Source organism: Streptococcus mitis (genome assembly GCF_002096735.1).
Lineage (GTDB): Bacteria > Bacillota > Bacilli > Lactobacillales > Streptococcaceae > Streptococcus > Streptococcus mitis_CZ.
In genome coordinates this window covers 39,390-59,413 of the sequence record NZ_NCVC01000015.1, presented here as the reverse complement: position 1 = coordinate 59,413, position 20,024 = coordinate 39,390, and the positions used below count along the sequence as shown (strand labels likewise).

The following is a 20,024-nucleotide window of genomic DNA, read 5'->3' as shown; positions in this document are numbered from 1 at the left end:
TTCATAGGAGTTGTCGTTATAGTCAAGACTTAAAATTCTCTGTACTGGTTGCTATCAATCGTCGCTTTTATGAGTAAGAGAGTTAAGAATTGTGGGGAGTCAATATGCAAAATCTGGGAGAAGTTTTTAAAGAATTGAGAAAGAGTCGGAATGTATCTCTACAGGAGGCGACGGGAGGAGAGTTTACTTATTCCATGCTGAGCAAATTTGAGCGTGGAGAAGCAGACTTATCCTCTATGAAATTGATTACTGCTTTAGATAACATCCACTCTGATTTGAATGAATTTATGTACTTGGTACGTGGTTTTTCTCAGAAAAAGGTTTTGGCTTTTCAAGAAAATCTCTGGGATCTATATGACAGAGAAGGGATTGATTCTCTCCACTCCTTGTATGAACAGAAGACTCAAAAGTATAGATCAAGTGGTGAAAAAAGCTATCTCTTACAAATGATTCGTATCAAGAGCCTTCTTGTATTTTTTGATTCAGAAATAAGAGCAACGGATGAAGAACTAACTTTTCTCTATGACTATTTTTTTACTATTGATATCTGGGGAAATTATGAATTGAAACTATTTTCAACGATTTCTACTTTGTTTCCTCTGCCCCTCTATTTTAAATATTCTAGGGAGATGTTACAAAAGACGGATTTATTAGGTTCTTTGCCTAGTAATAAAGTTGGTATCGATACCATTTTGATTAATGGACTCTTTAAAGCGATAGAGGAAAAGGATAAATTAAAAGCAGATTATTTTATCTTTCAGATTGAAAAACGAGATTTACCAGAATCTCAAGCTTATCTTAAAATCATTTATATGATTGCTAAAGGATATTATGATACTATTTTTAAAGTAGAAAATAAGGGTCTTGAAAAAATCCGGAGGGGCATTACAATCTTACAAGATTTAGAGTATGTAGATGGTGCAAGATACTATGAAAACTATTTTGCAAGTCAGTTCTCAAATAAAGATTTGTAATATATTCTCATTACATCGACCGATGAAAAATAATAGCCTTGTGGATGGATTGATAATTCTAGTATCTAGGAGCTAGAGTTCCTATTTTCAGAAAAAATATATTACAAAAAAGTGGGGACTCCCGCTTTTTTTGTTAGACTGATTTCAATAGAATACTCTTTGAAATGTGAGAAAGGCCTATTATGAAACTATTCTTAAAACATCATTTATTTAGGATACTTACCTTATCAAGGTTTTTGAGCTCAAGTGGAGCTTATATTTATAATCTGGTATTTATCGTTTATGCTGCGAGTCTACCCTTTAAAAATATAGCTGTATTTATGGCGAATATGATTACGATTTTACCTTTCCTATTTACTTTTTATGTTGGGATTAAGGCTGATCATACTCGGAATAAAGCAGGGACAATTATCTGGGTTGGTTGTGTGCAAAGTCTACTATTTCTTTTGATTGCTAGTGTGATTCATGACCAGAACTTCGTAACGTTTGCTTTTATCTGTATGGTTAATATCTGTTCGGATGTTTTATCAGATTATACAGCAGGTCTTCGTATGCCGATTATCCAGCATAATATTTCGGAAGATAAGCTCTATGAAGCTTATTCCTTTACTCAGTTTGTCTCCTATTTATCAAATCTAGGAGGTCAAGCCTTAGGAGTGTGGTTACTCACAACAAGCCACCAAAATTTTTCTTTTGTTGCAATTGTGAATGCTGGCTTCTTTTTACTATCTTCTCTTATTTTGTTCAAAAATAGAAGAGAATTGACGTATTTGTCTGTAACGGTAGAGAATGAGTCGATTAGTTTACTTCAACAAGTTAAGGCAATCTATGCGGACATGGATGATATCTTTAGGCAAAGAGAAAGTAAATCTTTGTTTAAAATGATCCTTGTCATTTTGGTAATGAATACTTTGGGAGGAGCTGTTGGAGGTATTTATCACTTTTACTTATTAGACCATACTATCTATCATCTCAGCTATGCTCAAGCCCTATTTTTAATTGAATGTGTTAGCTTGGGAGGAGCTATTCTTGGTAGCTTAACTCTCCATGATTATTTTGGGAAATGGTCTTTTTCAAGCTTGTTATCGCTCAATGCAATTCTGTTTGTCTTGCTGGCTACTGCTAATATTTTAGATTTCTCTCCTCTAGTAGGTGTTGCCTGCTTAGCCTTTGTCATGTATTTGATGTCGAAATCAATGCCTAAATTAGATACTTTGTTACTGTCTAATTTGAGTGCGGATGTATTAGCTAGGAGTAATAATCTCTTGAGTATGATTTTTTCCCTAACATTACCCTTGGGAATGTCTGTATTTTCATTCTTAGCTTTACAAGATATCAGGCTTTGTTGGTGGGTGTTTTTAGTAGTGAGTGTGATAGGGTTGATTTTATCCCTAGAAAAAAGAAGTTTTTCAGGTAAAAAATTTTAACCGAGGAAGCCCAGACTTACTAGAAGGCCTTCCAGATTTGATTCGTGTGACGACTGTGATCTTTTTCCCTTGTTGGGGAAACAGCCATGGCGGGGGCAGTTGGAGCTGGTGGTATTGGTAACGTAGCCATCGCTTATGGAGCTATACTCTTCGAAAATTTCTTCAAACTACGTCAGCTTTGCCTTGCCGTAGGTATATGTAACTGACTTCGTCAGTCTTATCTCCAATCTCAAAACAGTGTTTTGAGCAACCTGCGGCTAGCTTCCTAGTTTGCTCTTTGATTTTCATTGAGTATTAACCCTTACAATCACGATGTGACGATTTTGGCAACCATTATTATCATTTTGATTATCTTTACAATCCAATTCTTGGGAGATTTCTTGACCAAGAAATTGAGCCATAAATAAAAAAGAGCCGTGTGGCTCTTTTTTAGTAATCAGATTTTCTGTGCCAATTTTTTACTCAAGGCTTGTCCAATCAAGGCACCCACTAGGGCTCCGATGACAATACTTGCGATAAATAGAAGGACGGTTCCAGGATTTAGCGCGACCATGATACGGTCGATATATTCTTGGGATTTTCCTCTTGCTAGAAGGGTTGCTATATAGGCTTTGGGCGCAATCCACATAAGCAAGATTGGTCCTGATGTGCTAAAGGCAAAAATAAGGAAAGAAAGGAGGTTCTTTGTTTGGTCCTTGTATTTTCCGAGGCTAGCTACTCCATCTGCTAGGAGGCCACAGATAATTCCAGGAAGGAAGGCACCGGCACCGTGTTTAGTCCCCAAGAAAAAGAGGGCGATAACAAGGCCGATAGTGGTAATGGCTCCAAAACGTGGAACTTTTGCGACCAGAATCATATAGACGCCACCGCCGACAAGGGCAGTAAAAGCAGGCGCATAAAACATGTTTCCAGTTTGATCAAAGAGATTGCCCAAAAGGACACCAATCCCCATGGAGAGGAAGTAAAGAACTGCAAAAAGCAGTGTAGTTAAGATAGATTTCTTCATGAATTGTCTCCTGATAATTTTTTCACAATTCTCATTTTACCATGGTTTGGTGGGATTGTAAATGGATACTAGAAGTTTTTGAAAACGCTTGAAATATGATATAATGGTTTCATAGTTATTTTTAGGGGGATATCATGGGTAGATTTTTAGACTTTGTCTTTAATCGTTTCTTTTTAGGGATGATTGCGACAGCCTTCTTTTGGCTATTAACATTGGCAGGAGGGATTATCCTTGGTCTAGCGCCGGCTAGTGCTACCTTGATGAGCCTGTATGCAGAACATGGTTATAGTTTTCGGGAATACAGTTTGAAGGGGGCTTGGTCTCTTTATAAGCAAAATTTCGTCTCAAGCAACCTGATTTTCTATAGCTTTTTAGGGGTAGATCTAGTTTTGGTCTATGGCCTGTATCTCTTGGTGCAATTGCCTCATCAGACTATTATTCATTTGATTGCGACCTTTTTGAATGTCCTAGTAGTTGCCCTGATCTTTTTGGCTTATACAGTCTCTTTGAAATTACAAGTTTATTTTGATTTGTCCTATCGAAATAGTCTCAAACTATCCTTGATTGGCATCTTTATGAGCTTAGCGCCTGTGGCCAAGGTTCTCCTTGGGACAGTGCTACTTGTGGCAATTGGTTACTATATGCCTGCCCTACTTTTCTTTGTAGGAATTGGGATGTGGCATTTCTTTATCAGTGATATGTTGGAACCGGTCTATGAAAGTATCCATGAAAAATTGGCGACAAAATAGAATGAAGCAGTTTTGGCTACATACGCTTCTAAGAACCTACAGTTCAGTTATGATGATTATTATTGCGAGTTTTGCAATCTTACTCTCTTACGCTGACTGGGATTCACGGGAAAAGGAAGCTCAAAGAGTAGCCCAGCGTGTAACCACTCGAACAGTCGATGAGGTGGAGTATTATTATCGGGAATCAGCCCAACTGGCGCAAGATTTAGTAGCCAATCAAGAACGGATACAAGGGATTTATAAGTACTTTAGCTTGTCAACTTCTGAGTACTTTTATTGGCTGTTGGAGCATCAAGCAGCTTCGTCAACTTCTATTTCTCTGTATGAAAACATTGATGATCTTTATGTCCAAAATGACTCTATAACGGGTGTTGCAATCGTCTTGCAGGATTTTAAAGAAGTTTATGTTTCAACAAGGGATAAAAGAAGTGGTCATGTCTTGCCTGCTGAGGCCTTTAAACCAGAGGCCAATAGTTTTGGCATTCCAGTTCTGGACCCAGCAACGGATCAATCTATAGGAGTGATTTACATCTCCTTGGATCCAGAAGTCTTATATCATGCCATTGACAATACCCGAGGTCATATCCCGATGGCTGTGACTGTGACATCACCATTTGATACGGAGATTTTTCATATTGGTGAGAGGGTCAATAGGGAACATGAGAACTGGTTTGTCGGTTTTACCTCTCATGGCTATCAGGTTCAGGTGGCAGTTCCTAAAAACTTTGTTTTACAAGGAACAGTGGCTAGCTCTGCTTTGATTGTGGGCTTGAGCCTTCTCTTTATTGTCATTCTCTATCTGACTTTGAGGAAGACCTTTGCTAATTATCAAAAGCAGGTAGTGGACCTGGTGGATTCCATCCAAGCTATTGCCAAAGGACAAGAAGGTCTTCGCATTGATACGCTTGAAAAGGATCAGGAATTGCTCCTAATCGCGGAGACGACCAATGATATGTTGGATCGCTTGGAAAAGAATATCCATGATATTTATCAGTTAGAACTTAGTCAAAAAGATGCCAATATGCGGGCCTTGCAGGCGCAAATCAATCCTCATTTTATGTATAATACGCTGGAGTTCTTGCGCATGTATGCAGTTATGCAAAGTCAAGATGAGTTGGCAGATATCATTTATGAATTCAGTAGTCTCTTGCGTAACAATATTTCCGACGAAAGAGAGACTCTTCTCAAACAAGAATTAGAATTTTGCCGTAAATACAGCTATCTCTGCATGGTTCGCTATCCTAAATATATTGCCTATGGTTTCAAGATAGACCCAGAGCTAGAGAATATGAAAATTCCTAAGTTTACCTTGCAACCGCTGGTAGAAAATTATTTCGCGCATGGTGTTGACCACAGACGGACAGATAATGTGATTAGCATCAAGGCTCTTAAACAGGATGGTTTTGTGGAAATTTTAGTGGTCGATAATGGCCGTGGTATGTCAGCTGAAAAACTGGCAAGTATTCGAGAAAAATTAAGTCAGAGACATTTTGAACACCAAGCCAGTTACAGTGATCAAAAGCAATCTATCGGGATTGTCAATGTCCATGAGCGTTTTGTGCTCTATTTTGGGGATCGATATGCTATTACTATAGATTCTGCAGAGCAAGCAGGTGTTCAGTATCGTATTACAATTCAAGATGAGTAGAAAGGGAGAAAATGTATAAAGTATTATTAGTAGATGATGAGTACATGGTGACAGAAGGTCTGAAACGTTTGATTCCCTTTGATAAGTGGGATATGGAGGTCGTCGCAACAGCCAGTCATGCCGATGAAGCCCTAGAATATGTTCAGGAAAATCCTGTCGATGTGGTCATTTCCGATGTCAATATGCCTGACAAAACAGGGCTTGATATGATTCGGGAGATGAAAGAAATCTTACCAGATGCAGCCTATATCCTACTCTCAGGTTATCAGGAGTTTGATTATGTCAAAAGAGCAATGAACCTTAGTGTGGTGGACTATTTGGTCAAGCCTGTTGATAAGGTAGAGTTGGGAAATCTGCTGGAGAAGATTGCAGGTCAGCTCGGCGAGAGAGGAAAGAAAAGTCAGACCCTTAGTCAAGATTTAGATGAGGATGGATTTGTTAGTTATTTAGGGGATAAGGAGAATTGGTGGATAGGTCTATCCAAGGAAAAGCAAGGCTCCTTCACCATTCCCTACTATGTCTTGGGTCAAGATTGGCAGATTTTTATTTCTGATCAACCCCTAGATGGTTTAGTCGTTACTCCCTTTGAAGCTCCTTATCAAGAACACTTTGAACGCTGGAAGCTGAATGCTGAGAAAGCCCTCTTTTACGGCTCTGTAAATCTACAACAGTCTGAGAGTCTCTTTACCTATTACGAACCGATTTATAGGGTTATCATTCAGGGAAATCTCAATCAAATCGTAGAAGAGTTAAATCTCTTGGAGAAGGTGGTTCTTGAAAATACGCCGCGTGTTCCGATTACCAAACAGCTTTTTATCCAGTTTGTCATGGATGTCTTTCATTTGTTTGAACACCTCAAAGCTGATGATATGACGGACATTGTCAAAACCATTCATGCTATTCAAACCTTCGATGAATTGGTTCCTTATATCAAGGAAACTCTGACTCGATTCTTTGGGCAATATCGAATGAATGAAAATGTGGTTAGTGTGCTAGAAGTTATTGGTCGTGATTATCAGAAGGAACTTTCCCTCAAGGATATCAGTAAGGATCTTTTTATCAATCCTGTCTATCTGGGGCAGTTGATTAAGCGTGAAACCAATTCGACCTTCGCAGAGCTTTTAAACAAACAACGCATTAAGGCCGCCCAACAGCTCTTGCTTTCGACTAGTGACAGTATCGAAGATATTTGTTATGCGGTTGGTTACAGTAATGTTGGATATTTCTATAAAGTATTCCGAAAATTGTGCGGAAAATCGCCGAAAGCCTACCGAAAACAGGTAGAAACGACACTATAATATTTGTATCCCTTTACAAAAAGTGCTATAATATCGATAATAATATCAGGAGGTTCTATTATGAAAAAGAAACCAATTTATCTATGGGTCTTGCTAATCTTGTCTGCTCTTATTTCAGCTATGTCTCTGTTTGGAATGTTGAGTCCCTTGCCTAGCAAAGAAGTCCTTCGTGCTAAACAGTCACATGTTGCAGGACTTAGTGCCCAGCAATTAGAAGACAACATCAATTACACCTATAGAGTAGCAGAATCATCTCATTCTATTTTTAATATGGCCTTGATTGTACTATCTGCTATTTTAGTTGTAGTAGCGATTGTCTTCCTTATTCGTAAAAATTTGCAATATGCAAACTATACTTATGTTGGCTATGTTTTGCTAGCCATTATTGGTTCGATTTATGGCTATGTTAGTTTACAAGACGCTGTGCAGTTAGTTCACGATGAGACCATGCGTTTAGGGATAAGTGTTATTTCACAAGCCGTTAGCATTTTCTATATCGTCATCAATGTTCTTTTCTTAGCCCTTGTCTTCTATAAGATGTGGCGTCAACAGAAAGCCTTGGCGGAAGAAGAGGAAACCGAAGAACTTGCCTAAGTATTGACAAAAAATAACTATCAAGTTACAATCTTGGTAGTTATTTTTCGATTATAGATAAAATCATGGAGGTACATATGAAGACAATTTCTTTAGTTTATATTAGTCTGAGTGGCAATACTGAAAGTTTTGTGACACGCTTGAAAGACTATCTCTTGTCCCAGTACGATGGAATTGAGGTCCAAAAGATTCATATCAAGGATTTGGTCAAGGAAGGCCAAGATTTCTATGAAATGGACCATCCCTATGTCGCTTTTTTACCGACCTACCTAGAAGGTGGGAATGGCGTGGATAACGGAGATGTCGAGATTTTGACGACACCAGTAGGGGATTTTATCGCCTATGGTGACAATGCTAGTAAGTGTTTTGGTGTGGTTGGTTCAGGAAATCGTAACTTTAATAACCAATACTGCCTGACAGCCAAGCAATATAGTCAACGTTTTGGCTTCCCTGTATTGGCTGATTTTGAAATGCGAGGTATGCTGGGAGATATCAAACGTGTCGCAGCTATTATCGCAGATTTGTATGAGTTGGAAAGTTAAGCTTAGGCTTAGCTTTTTTATTATTCCAAGTGGTTTTATCAGCACTCTTACTTTTTATGCTTCAAGAGTTGATTGATATGGTCTACTTTTTTTGATGCTCTTTTATAGGAAATAGTCCAAATGATGAGGTAGACAATCGCAAACTCGATAATGAGCTGGAGATAGAAGATCCAGTGGAAGGGGAACCAACCTGCTAGGGTCGCTAGTGGGACAAAGCCAGCCAGCATAAGGAAGAAATGGGTCAGAGTGGCACGGAGCATGCTCCAATCACGGCTGAATAAGCGGTTGCCAAAGTTGAAGAGAATACCAATAGCTGCCCAAATAAGTGTGCAGTAGAGCAAGACCAAGGCACCGTGAACCTGATGTTGCACCATCACCTGTCCGATCAGAGACTCGGGACTCAGTGGTGCGTAGGTATTTGGGGAATACATAAGTGAAAAGATGATAGAGAGGATGAGACCGATGAGGACACCAGTAGCTGCGTCGTGGAAGATTTGTTTTTTCATAGTTCTAATTTCTCCTTGATGATTTTTAGATAACGGCGTGAAGAGTAGGTGAAGCTTTCGTTTTTCAAGAAAATTTCTACCAGACCGTTGGGCGTGAGCTTCAGATGAGAGATGGAGTTGATATTGATGATTTCAGATTGGGAAATTTGGATAAAATTGCTTGGCAGAATTTCAAGGACTTGATAGAGCCGTAAATCAATATTGTAGGTCTGGCTAGCCGTTTCTGCTAGAACCTTCCGATTCTCGATATAGAAGCGCTGAACCTTGCCAATCTTAACTAGATAGACCTGATCATCAATTTTTCCTTTGATTTTTTCTTTTCGGTCCAGATTTTCTGCAAATTCGATGACTTTTTGGACTTTTTCAGTTTCTTGAGGTGCTTGGACAATCAGTTTTTCCTCCTTGTAAGTCTCACTAATCTGTAGTTCTACTTTCATAAATTTCTCTCCTTGTTTTTCATACAAAATTAATCTCACTTCTTGTACATCTTTATTAATACTCTTCAAAAATCAAATTCAAACCACGTCAGCGTCGTCTTGCCGTACTAAAGTACTGTCTGCGCCTAGCTTTCTAGTTTGCTCTTTGATTTTTATTGAGTATACCACTATTTTATGCCCCCTGGCAAGGGACTTTGTTTATGTGGAGGGATTTGGCTCCTATGTGGTGCTTGCTTTTCTGTCCTTTCTGAAATATGGTATAATAGCACTAATCAATTTCTAGGAAAATAGATACGGAAAGGGGCTGAAAGATGTCTCATATTATTGAATTGCCAGAGGTGCTGGCAAACCAGATTGCAGCTGGAGAGGTTATCGAGCGTCCAGCTAGCGTTGTTAAGGAGCTGGTAGAAAACGCCATTGACGCGGGTTCTAGTCAGATTATCATTGAGATTGAGGAAGCTGGTCTCAAGAAAATTCAAATTACAGATAATGGTCATGGAATTGCCCACGATGAGGTGGAATTGGCCCTGCGCCGCCATGCGACTAGTAAGATAAAAAATCAAGCAGATCTCTTTCGGATTCGGACGCTTGGTTTTCGTGGTGAAGCCCTGCCCTCTATCGCGTCTGTCAGTGTACTGACTCTGTTGACAGCGGTGGATGGTGCGAGTCATGGGACTAAGCTCGTTGCGCGTGGGGGAGAAGTTGAGGAACTCATTCCAGCGACTAGTCCTGTGGGGACCAAGGTTTGTGTGGAGGACCTCTTTTTCAACACGCCTGCCCGCCTCAAGTATATGAAGAGTCAGCAAGCGGAGTTGTCTCATATTATTGATATTGTCAACCGTCTGGGCCTGGCCCATCCTGAGATTTCTTTCAGCTTGATTAGTGATGGCAAGGAAATGACGCGGACAGCTGGGACTGGTCAACTGCGTCAAGCTATTGCAGGGATTTACGGTTTGGCGAGTGCCAAGAAGATGATTGAAATTGAGAATTCTGACCTAGATTTCGAAATTTCAGGTTTTGTGTCCTTGCCTGAGTTAACTCGGGCCAATCGCAATTATATCAGTCTCTTCATCAATGGCCGTTATATCAAGAACTTTTTACTCAATCGTGCTATTCTTGACGGTTATGGCAGTAAGCTCATGGTGGGGCGTTTTCCACTGGCTGTCATTCACATCCATATCGATCCTTATCTAGCGGATGTCAATGTGCATCCGACTAAGCAAGAGGTGCGGATTTCCAAGGAAAAAGAACTGATGACCCTGGTCTCAGAAGCTATTTCCAACAGTCTCAAGGAGCAAACTTTGATACCAGATGCCTTGGAAAATCTTGCCAAGTCGACCGTGCGCAATCGTCAAAAGATGGAGCAGACCATTCTTCCACTCAAAGAAAATACGCTCTACTATGAGAAAACTGAGTCGACAAGACCTAGTCAAGCTGAGGTGGCTGATTATCAGGTAGAATTAACTGAGGAAGGGCAAGACTTGACCTTGTTTGCCAAGGAAACCTTGGACCAATTGACCAAGCCAGCTAAACTGCATTTTGCAGAGAGAAAGCCTGCTAACTACGACCAGCTAGATCACCCAGAGCTAGATTTAACTAGTCTGGATAAGGCTTATGACAAGCTGGAGCGAGAAGAATCATCCAGCTTCCCAGAGTTGGAATTTTTCGGGCAAATGCACGGGACTTATCTCTTTGCCCAAGGGCGAGATGGGCTCTATATCATAGACCAGCACGCGGCTCAGGAACGGGTCAAGTACGAGGAATACCGTGAAAGTATTGGCAATGTTGACCAGAGCCAGCAGCAACTCCTAGTGCCCTATATCTTTGAATTTCCAGCGGATGATGCTCTTCGTCTCAAGGAAAGAATGACACATTTGGAGGAAGTGGGCGTCTTTCTAGCAGAGTACGGAGAAAATCAATTTATCCTGCGTGAACATCCTATTTGGATGGCAGAGGAGGAAATCGAGTCAGGCATCTATGAGATGTGCGACATGCTCCTTTTGACCAAGGAAGTTTCTATCAAGAAATATCGAGCAGAGTTGGCTATTATGATGTCCTGCAAGCGGTCTATCAAGGCCAACCATCGTATTGACGACCATTCGGCTAGACAGCTCCTCTATCAGCTCTCTCAATGTGACAATCCCTATAACTGTCCCCACGGACGCCCTGTTTTGGTGCATTTTACCAAGTCGGATATGGAAAAGATGTTCCGACGTATTCAGGAAAATCACACCAGTCTCCGTGAGTTGGGGAAATATTAAACTAAAAGGAAAACTATGTACGAATATTTAAAAGGAATCATTACCAAAATCACTGCTAAATACATTGTTCTTGAAGTCAATGGTATCGGTTATATTTTGCATGTGGCCAATCCTTATGCCTATTCAGGACAGGTTAATCAGGAGGCTCAGATTTATGTGCATCAAGTTGTGCGTGAGGACGCTCAGCTGCTTTATGGATTTCGTTCAGAGGACGAGAAGAAGCTCTTTCTCAGTCTGATTTCGGTTTCTGGGATTGGTCCTGTGTCAGCTCTTGCTATTATCGCTGCCGATGATAATGCTGGCCTGGTTCAAGCCATCGAAACCAAGAACATCACCTACTTGACCAAGTTTCCTAAAATTGGCAAGAAAACAGCCCAGCAGATGGTGCTGGACTTGGAAGGCAAGGTAGTAGTTGCAGGAGATGACCTTCCTGCTAAGGTCGCAGTGCAAGCTAGCGCTGAAAACCAAGAACTGGAAGAAGCTATGGAAGCCATGCTGGCACTGGGCTACAAGGCAACTGAGCTCAAGAAAATCAAGAAATTCTTTGAAGGAACGACAGATACAGCTGAGAACTATATCAAGTCGGCCCTTAAAATGTTGGTCAAATAGGAGCAGAGCATGACAAAACGTTGTTCGTGGGTCAAGATGACCAATCCGCTCTATATTGCCTATCATGATGAGGAGTGGGGCCAACCCCTCCATGATGATCAAGCATTGTTTGAGTTGTTGTGTATGGAAACCTATCAGGCAGGCCTGTCTTGGGAAACGGTGCTCAACAAACGCCAAGCTTTCCGAGAATCCTTTCATAGCTATCAAATTCACGCAGTCGCAGAGATGACCGACACCGAATTGGAAGCCATGCTGGATAATCCAGCCATCATTCGAAATAGAGCCAAGATTTTTGCTACACGCGCTAACGCCCAATCCTTTCTACGACTACAGGCAGAGTACGGCTCTTTTGATGCCTATCTTTGGTCTTTTGTTGAGGGGAAAACGATCGTTAACGATGTTCCCGATTACCGCCAAGCCCCAGCTAAAACACCTTTGTCTGAAAAATTAGCCAAAGATCTCAAAAAACGAGGCTTCAAGTTCACAGGCCCAGTCGCCGTCTTGTCTTTTCTACAGGCTGCAGGACTAGTTGATGACCACGAGAACGATTGTGAGTGGAAAAGCGGTAATTAGTGAGTATAGGTAATTAGAATATCTAAGAATATATAAAAAGCTGAGAAATTCTTCCCAGCTTTATTTGTTATAGTCAAATTGGATGACTTGCTCCTGTGCATCTACATAGGCGTGAACGCCAAAGGGAACAATGGCTCTTGGAGTTGCGTGGCCGACATTTAGATTATAGATAATCGGGATATTGCTGTCAATGATATCCAATAGTGCCTCTTTATAGTCGTCAGAGAAAGTTTCATCCATAGGTTTTCCGACCAAGAGTCCATTAATGACCTCGAATATGTCAGTGTCCTTTAAAGTCCGCAACATCTTTTTGAAGTCTTCTGGCTCAGGCTTTTCTTCGCTTGTCTCTAGCAAGAGGATTTTTCCTTCCCAGTCTGACAAGTCAGGGAAAAGTTTGTATTTTTGGCAGAGCTCCGTGCTGTCTGCGTATCGAGAGTTGTCAAAGATATCGTAGAGAGATTCGAGGCAACCACCGAGGATTTCCCCTTCGAACCGGGCATTTCCTTGCAATAATTCAAAACCAGTATTTGCATGACTGATACGAGGTGTTCCCAGAGCCTTGGGACTGAAGTCAGTTCGTTCCTCATACCAAACATTGCTAGGGCGGATTTCTGAGATTCTTCCCGTCTCAATCAATTCTTTAAAGTAGTGAAGGCTATAGGCTAGCATTTCTTTGTCTAATTCACAAATGTCTGCTAAGAAGGATTGACCATAAAAAGTCTTGATTCCTAGTTTATGCAACATGAGATGGTTCATGGTTGTATCCGAGAAGCCAAGAAAAATTTTTTGGTTGATAACCTTTTGTAGTTGGCCATTTTCAAAAAGATAAGGTAGTAAGCGATAGGTATCGTCTCCACCGATGGCACATAGGATCATATCGATGCTATCATCAGAAAAGGCATGAATCAAATCCTCTGCACGAGCTTCAGGATGGTTCTTGATAAAGTCTAATCCATTTAGCGAATGGGGCAAAAAGATAGGATTGAGTCCCAGGTCCTTGAGACGTTGGACACCCAAGTCCACTTCGTGTTTGACAAAGTCCTCTCCGATAATGCCACTAGATAAACTAACAATACCAATAGTAGAAATCATATTTTATCCCCCTAGAAATAGATTGAGCCTATTTTATCACAAAAAGATTAGATAGAGCTATGTGGGATGTCAGAAGAATACTTTAAAATCAAAAAAGTAAGTGAAAAAGCAACCGCGCCTGCAGTTGCTTTTTATACATACTATTAGATTTGTTAGAGTGAAGTCAAAAAAGTGATTCCACCTAAAATAACACCGGCTGAATTTGGAATGATTAGTATCCAATCCTTCTTAGGTTCCTTTGTCCATCCATAAATAACCCAGATTAAGCAAGATATAGCAGCTGATAAAGGTTGAAATGGTTGAGCTTTATTTCCTTGTAAATTAGCGATAATTTGAGGTATGTAGGCAATAAATACTATAATTCCAATAAAGGCACCAATGGAGCCTACGATTCGATTAATTTTTTGTTTTGTCATATTTCCCTCCAATTATAGAGTATCAAAATGATTGTATATAGGAAAGGAATATGCTCATTTGTTGTTATTCTCTGTACAAAATAGAATAAAATGTTTACATTTATGTTTTATAAAGTATAAATGTACTGAATTTTAGATAGAGTTAAATATTTTTTACATGATTGTTTAAAGATTAAAAAATCATGGTTCTTATGATGTTGAACCATGATATGTTTCCGTTCTTCTTAATAACGTGTTGGTCCTGCACTTGCGCTACGGATATTCAAGCGTTTCTTGAGATAGAAGCGAAGGGCTAGGAGGGCTGCTCCGATAATAGCCAGTGGCAATGGAGCAAGTACTGGGTTAAGGCTAGCTGGTAGGAAGCTTGTTGCAAAGAAGACAAGCAACCAAAGGAACATAGAAGCTAGGATAACCAGTACAGATTTCCAGAAAGGTGGACGTTGGCTGCGGTCCATATCTGGTCCATAGTATTGGTAAACAAAGTAGTACATCAAGTAGAAGGCAAATCCACCAACAAGTCCAACTAGCAGGAGAGTGACAAGTCCATAGCCGAAAGCCTGATCTGCTGCAAAGAAAGTTGTGAGGGCGCTGACGAGGGCAAAGAGGCTAGTGATGAAAAGGGCTGAGTCCATAATCATGAGTTTTGGATCATCATTTTCTTTTGGATGCTCTTTTTCATATTGTTCCTTGACAGTGAAACTATGAGCCCAGTGGGTCGGTGCGCCATAGAGGGAACGAGCAGTCGTACCCTTGGCTTGCTCCTCAAGGATTTGGGGAATAACTTCCTCAAAGATAGCCTTGATTTCAGCGTCTGTTTTTCCATCTTTGATGAATTGTTGGGTAGCGATGTGGATAAACTCTTGGTTTTTCTTTGTTAATTTTTGTAGATCAATCTGAGACATAGGAACTCCTCTTAGAACCATTTTTTATGGATGAGATAGAGAGTGAGCGAGACACTCATAGCAAAGGCGATAAAGACGATTAACCAGAAGGCATTTGGCTCGCCATTTAGGGGGATTTCATTATCCTTAAAGTTCATCCCGTAGGCAGAAAAGACCATGGTTGGGATGGACATGACGATGGTCACAAGGGCCAAGGTTTTCATAATGTTGTTCTGGTTATTAGAAATGATAGAGGCGAAGGTCTCTGTCATAGAATGCAAGACGTTTCCATAAATGTCTGCCATCTCGATGGCCTGTTGGGTTTCAATCAGGGTGTCTTCAAGCAGGTCTTCGTCCTCAAGGTATTTCTTGATATTGCTGGTTGAGCTGGTCAATTTCTTAATCACACGCTCATTTGTTTTGAGGGAAGCCTTGAAATAGACGATGGTTTTTTCCAATTCCATGAGCTCAATCAATTCTTCATTACGAGTTGATTGATGCAGTTGACTTTCGATTTGTTCACTCTTGCGGTCAATCGAACGAAGGGCTGTTAGGTAAAGTTCTGCATTGCGATAGAGAATCTGGAAGATAAAACGCGAACGCATGAAGGTGTAGAAATTACGCAATCGACGGTTGATAAAGACATCGAGGACCGGTAATGGTTCCAAACACGTAGTGATAATGGTTTCCTCAGTGATGATAATACCAAGCGGGATGGTTACGTAGTAGGTGCGGTTATTTCTTTCCTCTGTGACCGGCACGTCCACGATGATCAAAGTATACTCATCTTCGATGGTAATACGAGACATTTCTTCCGCATCGAGCGGTGCTCGAAGGTCGGCAATATCAATATCGAAGGCGTTAGCGATTTCGAGTGATTCATTTTGAGTCGGATTGACGAGATTGATCCAAGTACCCGGTTCAAGCGTATCGATCTCTTTAAATTCAGTTGTTGTAGAGAGAAAAACTTGTTTCATATCCCTTATCCTTTCTCATTTTTCAGATTTTTTCACACCGTACTATTATACTACAAAATCAGCCTTTTGGGTAATAGAATCTCACTTTTTTTGGTATAATGGTAAGCAATAATGGACTAGAAAGAACAAAGATGCAAGATAAAATTGTCATTCATGGGGCGCGTGCCCATAATTTAAAAAATATTGATGTGGAGATTCCGCGAGACAAGTTGGTTGTCGTAACCGGCTTGTCAGGTTCGGGGAAATCCAGTCTGGCCTTTGATACCCTCTATGCGGAGGGTCAACGTCGCTATGTGGAGAGTTTGTCAGCCTACGCTCGTCAATTCTTGGGGAATATGGAGAAGCCCGATGTAGATGCTATTGATGGTCTCAGCCCAGCTATTTCCATCGACCAGAAAACGACTAGTAAAAATCCTCGCTCGACCGTGGGAACAACGACTGAAATCAATGACTATCTGCGTCTCCTCTACGCACGTGTGGGGACGCCTTACTGTATCAACGGGCATGGGGCTATCAAGGCTTCTTCGGTGGAGCAAATCGTGGATAAGGTTTTGGAGTTACCTGAACGCCAGCGCCTGCAAGTTTTAGCTCCGGTCATCCGCAAGAAAAAAGGCCAACATAAGAGTGTTATTGAGAAGGTTCAGAAAGACGGTTATGTCCGTGTCCGTGTGGATGGGGAAGTCTATGATGTGACCGAAGTGCCAGAGTTGTCCAAGAGCAAGCAACACAATATTGATGTCGTGGTTGACCGTATTGTTATCAAGGAGGGTATCCGTAGCCGTCTCTTTGACTCGATTGAGGCTGCCCTTCGTATCGCAGAAGGTTATGTGATTATCGACACCATGGACGACTCTGAGTTGTTGTTCTCTGAGCATTATGCCTGCCCAGTTTGTGGATTTACTGTTCCAGAGTTAGAGCCGCGTCTCTTCTCCTTCAATGCTCCTTTTGGCTCTTGTAGTGAGTGTGACGGCTTGGGCATCAAGCTGGAGGTGGATACTGATTTGATAGTACCAGATGCCAGCAAAACCTTACGTGAGGGAGCCTTGGCTCCTTGGAATCCTATCTCATCCAACTACTATCCAAACATGCTAGAGCAGGCTATGACAGCTTTTGGAGTGGATATGGATAAGCCTTTTGAGGACTTGTCAGAAGAAGATAAGAACTTGATTCTCTATGGATCAGATGGTAAGGAATTCCATTTCCACTATGAGAATGAATTTGGTGGTGTGCGCGATATCGATATTCCTTTTGAGGGAGTTGTCAATAATATCAAACGTCGCTACCATGAAACTAATAGTGACTACACTCGCACTCAAATGCGCCTCTATATGAATGAATTGACCTGCGGAACCTGTCACGGCTATCGTCTCAATGACCAGGCCTTGTCTGTCCGTGTGGGTGGCGAGCAAGGGCCACATATCGGAGAAATCTCGGATCTGTCTATCGCTGACCACTTGGACTTGGTGAGTCAGCTAACCTTGTCTGAAAATGAAGCCATCATTGCTAGGCCTATTCTCAAGGAAATTAAGGACCGTTTGACCTTCCTCAACAACGTGGGTCTAAACTATCTGACCCTATCTCGATCAGCAGGTACCCTTTCAGGTGGGGAAAGTCAGCGTATTCGCTTGGCAACCCAGATTGGATCTAACCTATCAGGCGTCCTCTATATCCTAGACGAGCCGTCAATCGGTCTTCACCAGAGGGATAATGACCGTCTGATTGCCAGTCTGAAAAAGATGCGTGATTTGGGCAATACTCTCATCGTGGTGGAACACGACGAAGATACCATGCGGGAGGCGGATTACCTGATTGACGTTGGTCCCGGTGCCGGTGTTTTTGGTGGAGAGATCGTCGCTGCAGGGACACCCAAACAGGTAGCTCGCAACAGTAAGTCTATCACAGGCCAGTACTTGTCGGGTAAACGTGCTATTCCAGTACCAGACGAGCGCCGTGTGGGAAATGGTCGCTTTATCGAAGTGACAGGTGCGCGTGAGAACAACCTGCAAAATATCACTGCTCGCTTCCCACTAGGGAAATTCATTGCGGTGACGGGAGTATCAGGTTCAGGGAAATCGACCTTAATCAACAGCATCCTCAAAAAAGCCATTGCTCAAAAACTCAACCGCAATTCAGACAAACCTGGTAAGTTTAAAACGATTACTGGGATTGAGCATGTAGATCGCTTGATTGATATTGACCAGAGCCCAATTGGACGAACGCCGAGATCCAACCCAGCTACCTATACAGGAGTTTTTGACGATATACGTGACCTCTTTGCTCAGACAAATGAAGCCAAGATTCGAGGCTACAAGAAGGGGCGTTTCAGTTTTAATGTCAAGGGAGGTCGCTGTGAAGCCTGCTCGGGTGACGGGATTATCAAGATTGAGATGCACTTCTTGCCGGATGTTTATGTGGCTTGTGAAGTCTGCCACGGGACTCGCTATAACAGTGAAACCCTAGAAGTCCACTACAAGGAAAAAAATATTTCGCAGGTCTTGGATATGACCGTCAACGATGCGGTGGAATTCTTCCAACACATTCCAAAAATTCAACGCAAACTTCAGACTATCAAGGATGTGGGGTTAGGCTATGTGACGCTAGGGCAACCAGCTACCACCCTTTCTGGGGGAGAAGCTCAGCGTATGAAGTTGGCTAGTGAACTCCATAAACGCTCGACAGGAAAATCTTTCTACATTCTGGATGAGCCGACGACAGGACTTCATACAGAGGATATCGCTCGCTTGCTTAAAGTTTTGGCTCGCTTTGTCGACGATGGCAACACAGTCCTTGTCATTGAGCACAATCTAGATGTTATTAAGACGGCAGACCATATCATTGACTTGGGACCTGAGGGCGGTGTCGGTGGTGGAACCATCATCGCAACAGGAACACCAGAAGAAGTAGCGGCCAATGAAGCCAGCTACACAGGACACTATTTGAAAGGAAAGTTACATCATGAATAAACGTGTACAAGCATTTCTTGCTAAAATGCAAGAAAAAGAACTAGATGGCATCATTATCAACAACCTTAAAAACGTCTACTACTTGACTGGTTTTTGGGGTTCAAATGGAACAGTCTTTATCAGTCGTGACCGTCAGGTTTTGGTAACAGACTCTCGCTATATCATTGCAGCCAAGCAAGAAACCAGTGGCTTTGAGATTGTGGCTGACCGTGATGAATTGGCTGTCATTGCAGGCATTGTTAAGGATATGGGCTTGTCTCGAATCGGTTTTGAGGATGAGATTTCAGTATCTTATTACCACCGTATGCAGGTAGCCTTTGAAGGAATTGACTTGCTTCCACAAACTCAGTTTGTTGAAGGTCTTCGAATGATTAAGGATGAGGCAGAGATTGCAGCGATTCGCAAGGCTTGTTCTATCTCAGACCAAGCTTTCCGCGATGCGCTTGACTTTATTAAGCCAGGAAAAACTGAAATTGAAATTGCCAACTTCCTTGACTTCCGTATGCGTGAGTTGGGAGCATCTGGCTTATCTTTTGACACTATTCTAGCTAGTGGTATCAACTCTTCCAAACCTCATGCTCATCCTATGCACAAACCAGTGGAACTAGGAGAAGCCGTTACTATGGACTTCGGTTGCCTTTATGACCACTATGTCAGTGATATGACCCGGACTATCTACTTGGGACACGTCAGTGATGAGCAGGCAGAGATTTACAATACGGTTCTCAAAGCCAACCAAGCCTTGATTGACCAAGCTAAGGCTGGCTTAGGTTTCCGTGACTTTGACAAAATTCCTCGTGATATTATCATTGAAGCAGGCTATGGCGACTACTTTACCCACGGTATCGGACACGGTATTGGGCTGGATATTCATGAAGAGCCTTACTTTAGCCAAACTTCTACAGAAACTATTAAGGCAGGTATGGCCTTGACCGATGAACCAGGTATCTACATCGAAGGCAAATATGGCGTTCGTATTGAGGATGATATCCTGATTACAGAGATAGGTTGTGAATTGTTGACCCTAGCTCCAAAAGAGTTGATAGTTATCTAAGAATTAAACAACTCAGA

The 20,024-nt window shown here is 41.6% G+C and carries 19 protein-coding genes and 2 pseudogenes; 14 read left to right on the top strand and 7 right to left on the bottom strand.

Annotation, left to right across the window (positions count from 1 at the left end):
- Positions 1-104: 104 nt before the first annotated feature.
- The 4 genes and pseudogenes from B7703_RS04670 to B7703_RS04655 form a co-directional block, all read left to right on the top strand.
- Positions 105-974, top strand: coding sequence for a helix-turn-helix domain-containing protein (locus B7703_RS04670; RefSeq protein WP_084923817.1), 870 nt, complete (start codon positions 105-107; stop codon positions 972-974).
- A gap of 182 nt (positions 975-1,156) precedes the next feature.
- Positions 1,157-2,401, top strand: a complete 1,245-nt coding sequence (locus tag B7703_RS04665; protein ID WP_084923815.1) for an MFS transporter — start codon at positions 1,157-1,159, stop codon at positions 2,399-2,401.
- Between the two features lie 16 nt (positions 2,402-2,417).
- A pseudogene (locus B7703_RS10065) lies at positions 2,418-2,541 on the top strand (ABC transporter permease); the annotation flags it as partial.
- 156 nt (positions 2,542-2,697) lie between these two features.
- Positions 2,698-2,808 (top strand): annotated as a pseudogene (locus tag B7703_RS04655) (ABC transporter permease); the annotation flags it as partial.
- A gap of 29 nt (positions 2,809-2,837) precedes the next feature.
- Here the strand turns inward: B7703_RS04655 and B7703_RS04650 are convergent.
- Positions 2,838-3,407 (bottom strand): MptD family putative ECF transporter S component, encoded by a 570-nt coding sequence (locus tag B7703_RS04650; protein WP_064276772.1) that lies wholly within the window; start codon positions 3,405-3,407, stop codon positions 2,838-2,840.
- A gap of 134 nt (positions 3,408-3,541) precedes the next feature.
- On the opposite strand from B7703_RS04650, the gene B7703_RS04645 reads away from it, so the two are divergent.
- The 5 genes from B7703_RS04645 (at position 3,542) to nrdI (ending at position 8,238) form a co-directional block, all read left to right on the top strand.
- A complete protein-coding gene (locus B7703_RS04645; RefSeq protein ID WP_084923814.1) occupies positions 3,542-4,156 on the top strand; it encodes a YesL family protein in 615 nt (204 codons plus the stop codon).
- A complete protein-coding gene (locus B7703_RS04640) occupies positions 4,134-5,804 on the top strand; it encodes a sensor histidine kinase (protein WP_338322410.1) in 1,671 nt (556 codons plus the stop codon). The genes B7703_RS04645 and B7703_RS04640 overlap by 23 nt, the downstream gene beginning before the upstream one ends.
- An 11-nt stretch (positions 5,805-5,815) precedes the next feature.
- Positions 5,816-7,102 (top strand): response regulator transcription factor, encoded by a 1,287-nt coding sequence (locus B7703_RS04635; RefSeq protein WP_084923811.1) that lies wholly within the window; start codon positions 5,816-5,818, stop codon positions 7,100-7,102.
- Between the two features lie 60 nt (positions 7,103-7,162).
- On the top strand, positions 7,163-7,696 hold the full coding sequence (locus tag B7703_RS04630; protein ID WP_084923809.1) for an ABC transporter permease: 534 nt from the start codon (positions 7,163-7,165) through the stop codon (positions 7,694-7,696).
- Between the two features lie 77 nt (positions 7,697-7,773).
- Complete coding sequence (gene nrdI, locus B7703_RS04625) at positions 7,774-8,238, top strand: class Ib ribonucleoside-diphosphate reductase assembly flavoprotein NrdI (RefSeq protein ID WP_084923808.1); 465 nt, start codon at positions 7,774-7,776, stop codon at positions 8,236-8,238.
- Between the two features lie 47 nt (positions 8,239-8,285).
- Here nrdI and B7703_RS04620 read toward each other — a convergent pair whose 3' ends face one another.
- Together B7703_RS04620 and B7703_RS04615 are read right to left on the bottom strand one after the other, a co-directional pair.
- Positions 8,286-8,744, bottom strand: coding sequence for a DUF3021 domain-containing protein (locus tag B7703_RS04620; RefSeq protein WP_084923806.1), 459 nt, complete (start codon positions 8,742-8,744; stop codon positions 8,286-8,288).
- On the bottom strand, positions 8,741-9,181 hold the full coding sequence (locus tag B7703_RS04615) for a LytTR family DNA-binding domain-containing protein (RefSeq protein WP_084923804.1): 441 nt from the start codon (positions 9,179-9,181) through the stop codon (positions 8,741-8,743). The genes B7703_RS04620 and B7703_RS04615 overlap by 4 nt, the downstream gene beginning before the upstream one ends.
- Positions 9,182-9,492: 311 nt before the next feature.
- Here B7703_RS04615 and mutL point away from each other — a divergent pair, with 311 nt between their 5' ends.
- From mutL to B7703_RS04595, 3 genes are read left to right on the top strand one after another with little or no spacing between them, the layout of a single operon-like run.
- Positions 9,493-11,442 (top strand): DNA mismatch repair endonuclease MutL, encoded by a 1,950-nt coding sequence (gene mutL, locus B7703_RS04605; protein WP_084923802.1) that lies wholly within the window; start codon positions 9,493-9,495, stop codon positions 11,440-11,442.
- Between the two features lie 15 nt (positions 11,443-11,457).
- Positions 11,458-12,051: a Holliday junction branch migration protein RuvA gene (gene ruvA, locus B7703_RS04600; RefSeq protein ID WP_084862868.1), complete on the top strand. Its 594-nt coding sequence runs from the start codon at positions 11,458-11,460 to the stop codon at positions 12,049-12,051.
- Positions 12,052-12,060: 9 nt separating this feature from the next.
- Positions 12,061-12,624: a DNA-3-methyladenine glycosylase I gene (locus tag B7703_RS04595; RefSeq protein WP_024056929.1), complete on the top strand. Its 564-nt coding sequence runs from the start codon at positions 12,061-12,063 to the stop codon at positions 12,622-12,624.
- Positions 12,625-12,684: 60 nt separating this feature from the next.
- Here B7703_RS04595 and B7703_RS04590 read toward each other — a convergent pair whose 3' ends face one another.
- The 4 genes from B7703_RS04590 to B7703_RS04575 form a co-directional block, all read right to left on the bottom strand.
- Entirely contained in the window at positions 12,685-13,716 is a 1,032-nt protein-coding gene (locus B7703_RS04590) for a S66 family peptidase (protein ID WP_084923800.1), read from the bottom strand.
- A 152-nt stretch (positions 13,717-13,868) separates the two neighbouring features.
- On the bottom strand, positions 13,869-14,132 hold the full coding sequence (locus tag B7703_RS04585) for a SemiSWEET family transporter (protein WP_000166114.1): 264 nt from the start codon (positions 14,130-14,132) through the stop codon (positions 13,869-13,871).
- A gap of 224 nt (positions 14,133-14,356) precedes the next feature.
- A complete protein-coding gene (locus B7703_RS04580; RefSeq protein WP_084923799.1) occupies positions 14,357-15,034 on the bottom strand; it encodes a DUF1129 domain-containing protein in 678 nt (225 codons plus the stop codon).
- Between the two features lie 11 nt (positions 15,035-15,045).
- Complete coding sequence (locus tag B7703_RS04575; RefSeq protein WP_000815623.1) at positions 15,046-15,990, bottom strand: magnesium transporter CorA family protein; 945 nt, start codon at positions 15,988-15,990, stop codon at positions 15,046-15,048.
- A gap of 131 nt (positions 15,991-16,121) precedes the next feature.
- On the opposite strand from B7703_RS04575, the gene uvrA reads away from it, so the two are divergent.
- Together uvrA and B7703_RS04565 are read left to right on the top strand one after the other, a co-directional pair.
- Entirely contained in the window at positions 16,122-18,953 is a 2,832-nt protein-coding gene (uvrA, locus tag B7703_RS04570) for an excinuclease ABC subunit UvrA (RefSeq protein WP_084923797.1), read from the top strand.
- On the top strand, positions 18,946-20,007 hold the full coding sequence (locus B7703_RS04565; protein ID WP_084923795.1) for a M24 family metallopeptidase: 1,062 nt from the start codon (positions 18,946-18,948) through the stop codon (positions 20,005-20,007). The genes uvrA and B7703_RS04565 overlap by 8 nt, the downstream gene beginning before the upstream one ends.
- Positions 20,008-20,024: the final 17 nt, after the last annotated feature.

Excerpts from the sequence above, each read along its gene's own strand:
- nrdI (WP_084923808.1), top strand. The coding sequence starts at position 7,774 with ATGAAGACAATTTCTTTAGTTTATATTAGTCTGAGTGGCAATACTGAA.
- B7703_RS04620 (WP_084923806.1), bottom strand. The coding sequence starts at position 8,744 with ATGAAAAAACAAATCTTCCACGACGCAGCTACTGGTGTCCTCATCGGT.
- B7703_RS04670 (WP_084923817.1), top strand. The coding sequence starts at position 105 with ATGCAAAATCTGGGAGAAGTTTTTAAAGAATTGAGAAAGAGTCGGAAT.
- B7703_RS04635 (WP_084923811.1), top strand. The coding sequence starts at position 5,816 with ATGTATAAAGTATTATTAGTAGATGATGAGTACATGGTGACAGAAGGT.
- B7703_RS04640 (WP_338322410.1), top strand. The coding sequence starts at position 4,134 with ATGAAAAATTGGCGACAAAATAGAATGAAGCAGTTTTGGCTACATACG.
- B7703_RS04565 (WP_084923795.1), top strand. The coding sequence starts at position 18,946 with ATGAATAAACGTGTACAAGCATTTCTTGCTAAAATGCAAGAAAAAGAA.
- mutL (WP_084923802.1), top strand. The coding sequence starts at position 9,493 with ATGTCTCATATTATTGAATTGCCAGAGGTGCTGGCAAACCAGATTGCA.
- B7703_RS04645 (WP_084923814.1), top strand. The coding sequence starts at position 3,542 with ATGGGTAGATTTTTAGACTTTGTCTTTAATCGTTTCTTTTTAGGGATG.
- B7703_RS04630 (WP_084923809.1), top strand. The coding sequence starts at position 7,163 with ATGAAAAAGAAACCAATTTATCTATGGGTCTTGCTAATCTTGTCTGCT.
- B7703_RS04575 (WP_000815623.1), bottom strand. The coding sequence starts at position 15,990 with ATGAAACAAGTTTTTCTCTCTACAACAACTGAATTTAAAGAGATCGAT.
- B7703_RS04580 (WP_084923799.1), bottom strand. The coding sequence starts at position 15,034 with ATGTCTCAGATTGATCTACAAAAATTAACAAAGAAAAACCAAGAGTTT.
- uvrA (WP_084923797.1), top strand. The coding sequence starts at position 16,122 with ATGCAAGATAAAATTGTCATTCATGGGGCGCGTGCCCATAATTTAAAA.
- B7703_RS04650 (WP_064276772.1), bottom strand. The coding sequence starts at position 3,407 with ATGAAGAAATCTATCTTAACTACACTGCTTTTTGCAGTTCTTTACTTC.
- B7703_RS04585 (WP_000166114.1), bottom strand. The coding sequence starts at position 14,132 with ATGACAAAACAAAAAATTAATCGAATCGTAGGCTCCATTGGTGCCTTT.
- B7703_RS04595 (WP_024056929.1), top strand. The coding sequence starts at position 12,061 with ATGACAAAACGTTGTTCGTGGGTCAAGATGACCAATCCGCTCTATATT.
- ruvA (WP_084862868.1), top strand. The coding sequence starts at position 11,458 with ATGTACGAATATTTAAAAGGAATCATTACCAAAATCACTGCTAAATAC.
- B7703_RS04615 (WP_084923804.1), bottom strand. The coding sequence starts at position 9,181 with ATGAAAGTAGAACTACAGATTAGTGAGACTTACAAGGAGGAAAAACTG.
- B7703_RS04665 (WP_084923815.1), top strand. The coding sequence starts at position 1,157 with ATGAAACTATTCTTAAAACATCATTTATTTAGGATACTTACCTTATCA.
- B7703_RS04590 (WP_084923800.1), bottom strand. The coding sequence starts at position 13,716 with ATGATTTCTACTATTGGTATTGTTAGTTTATCTAGTGGCATTATCGGA.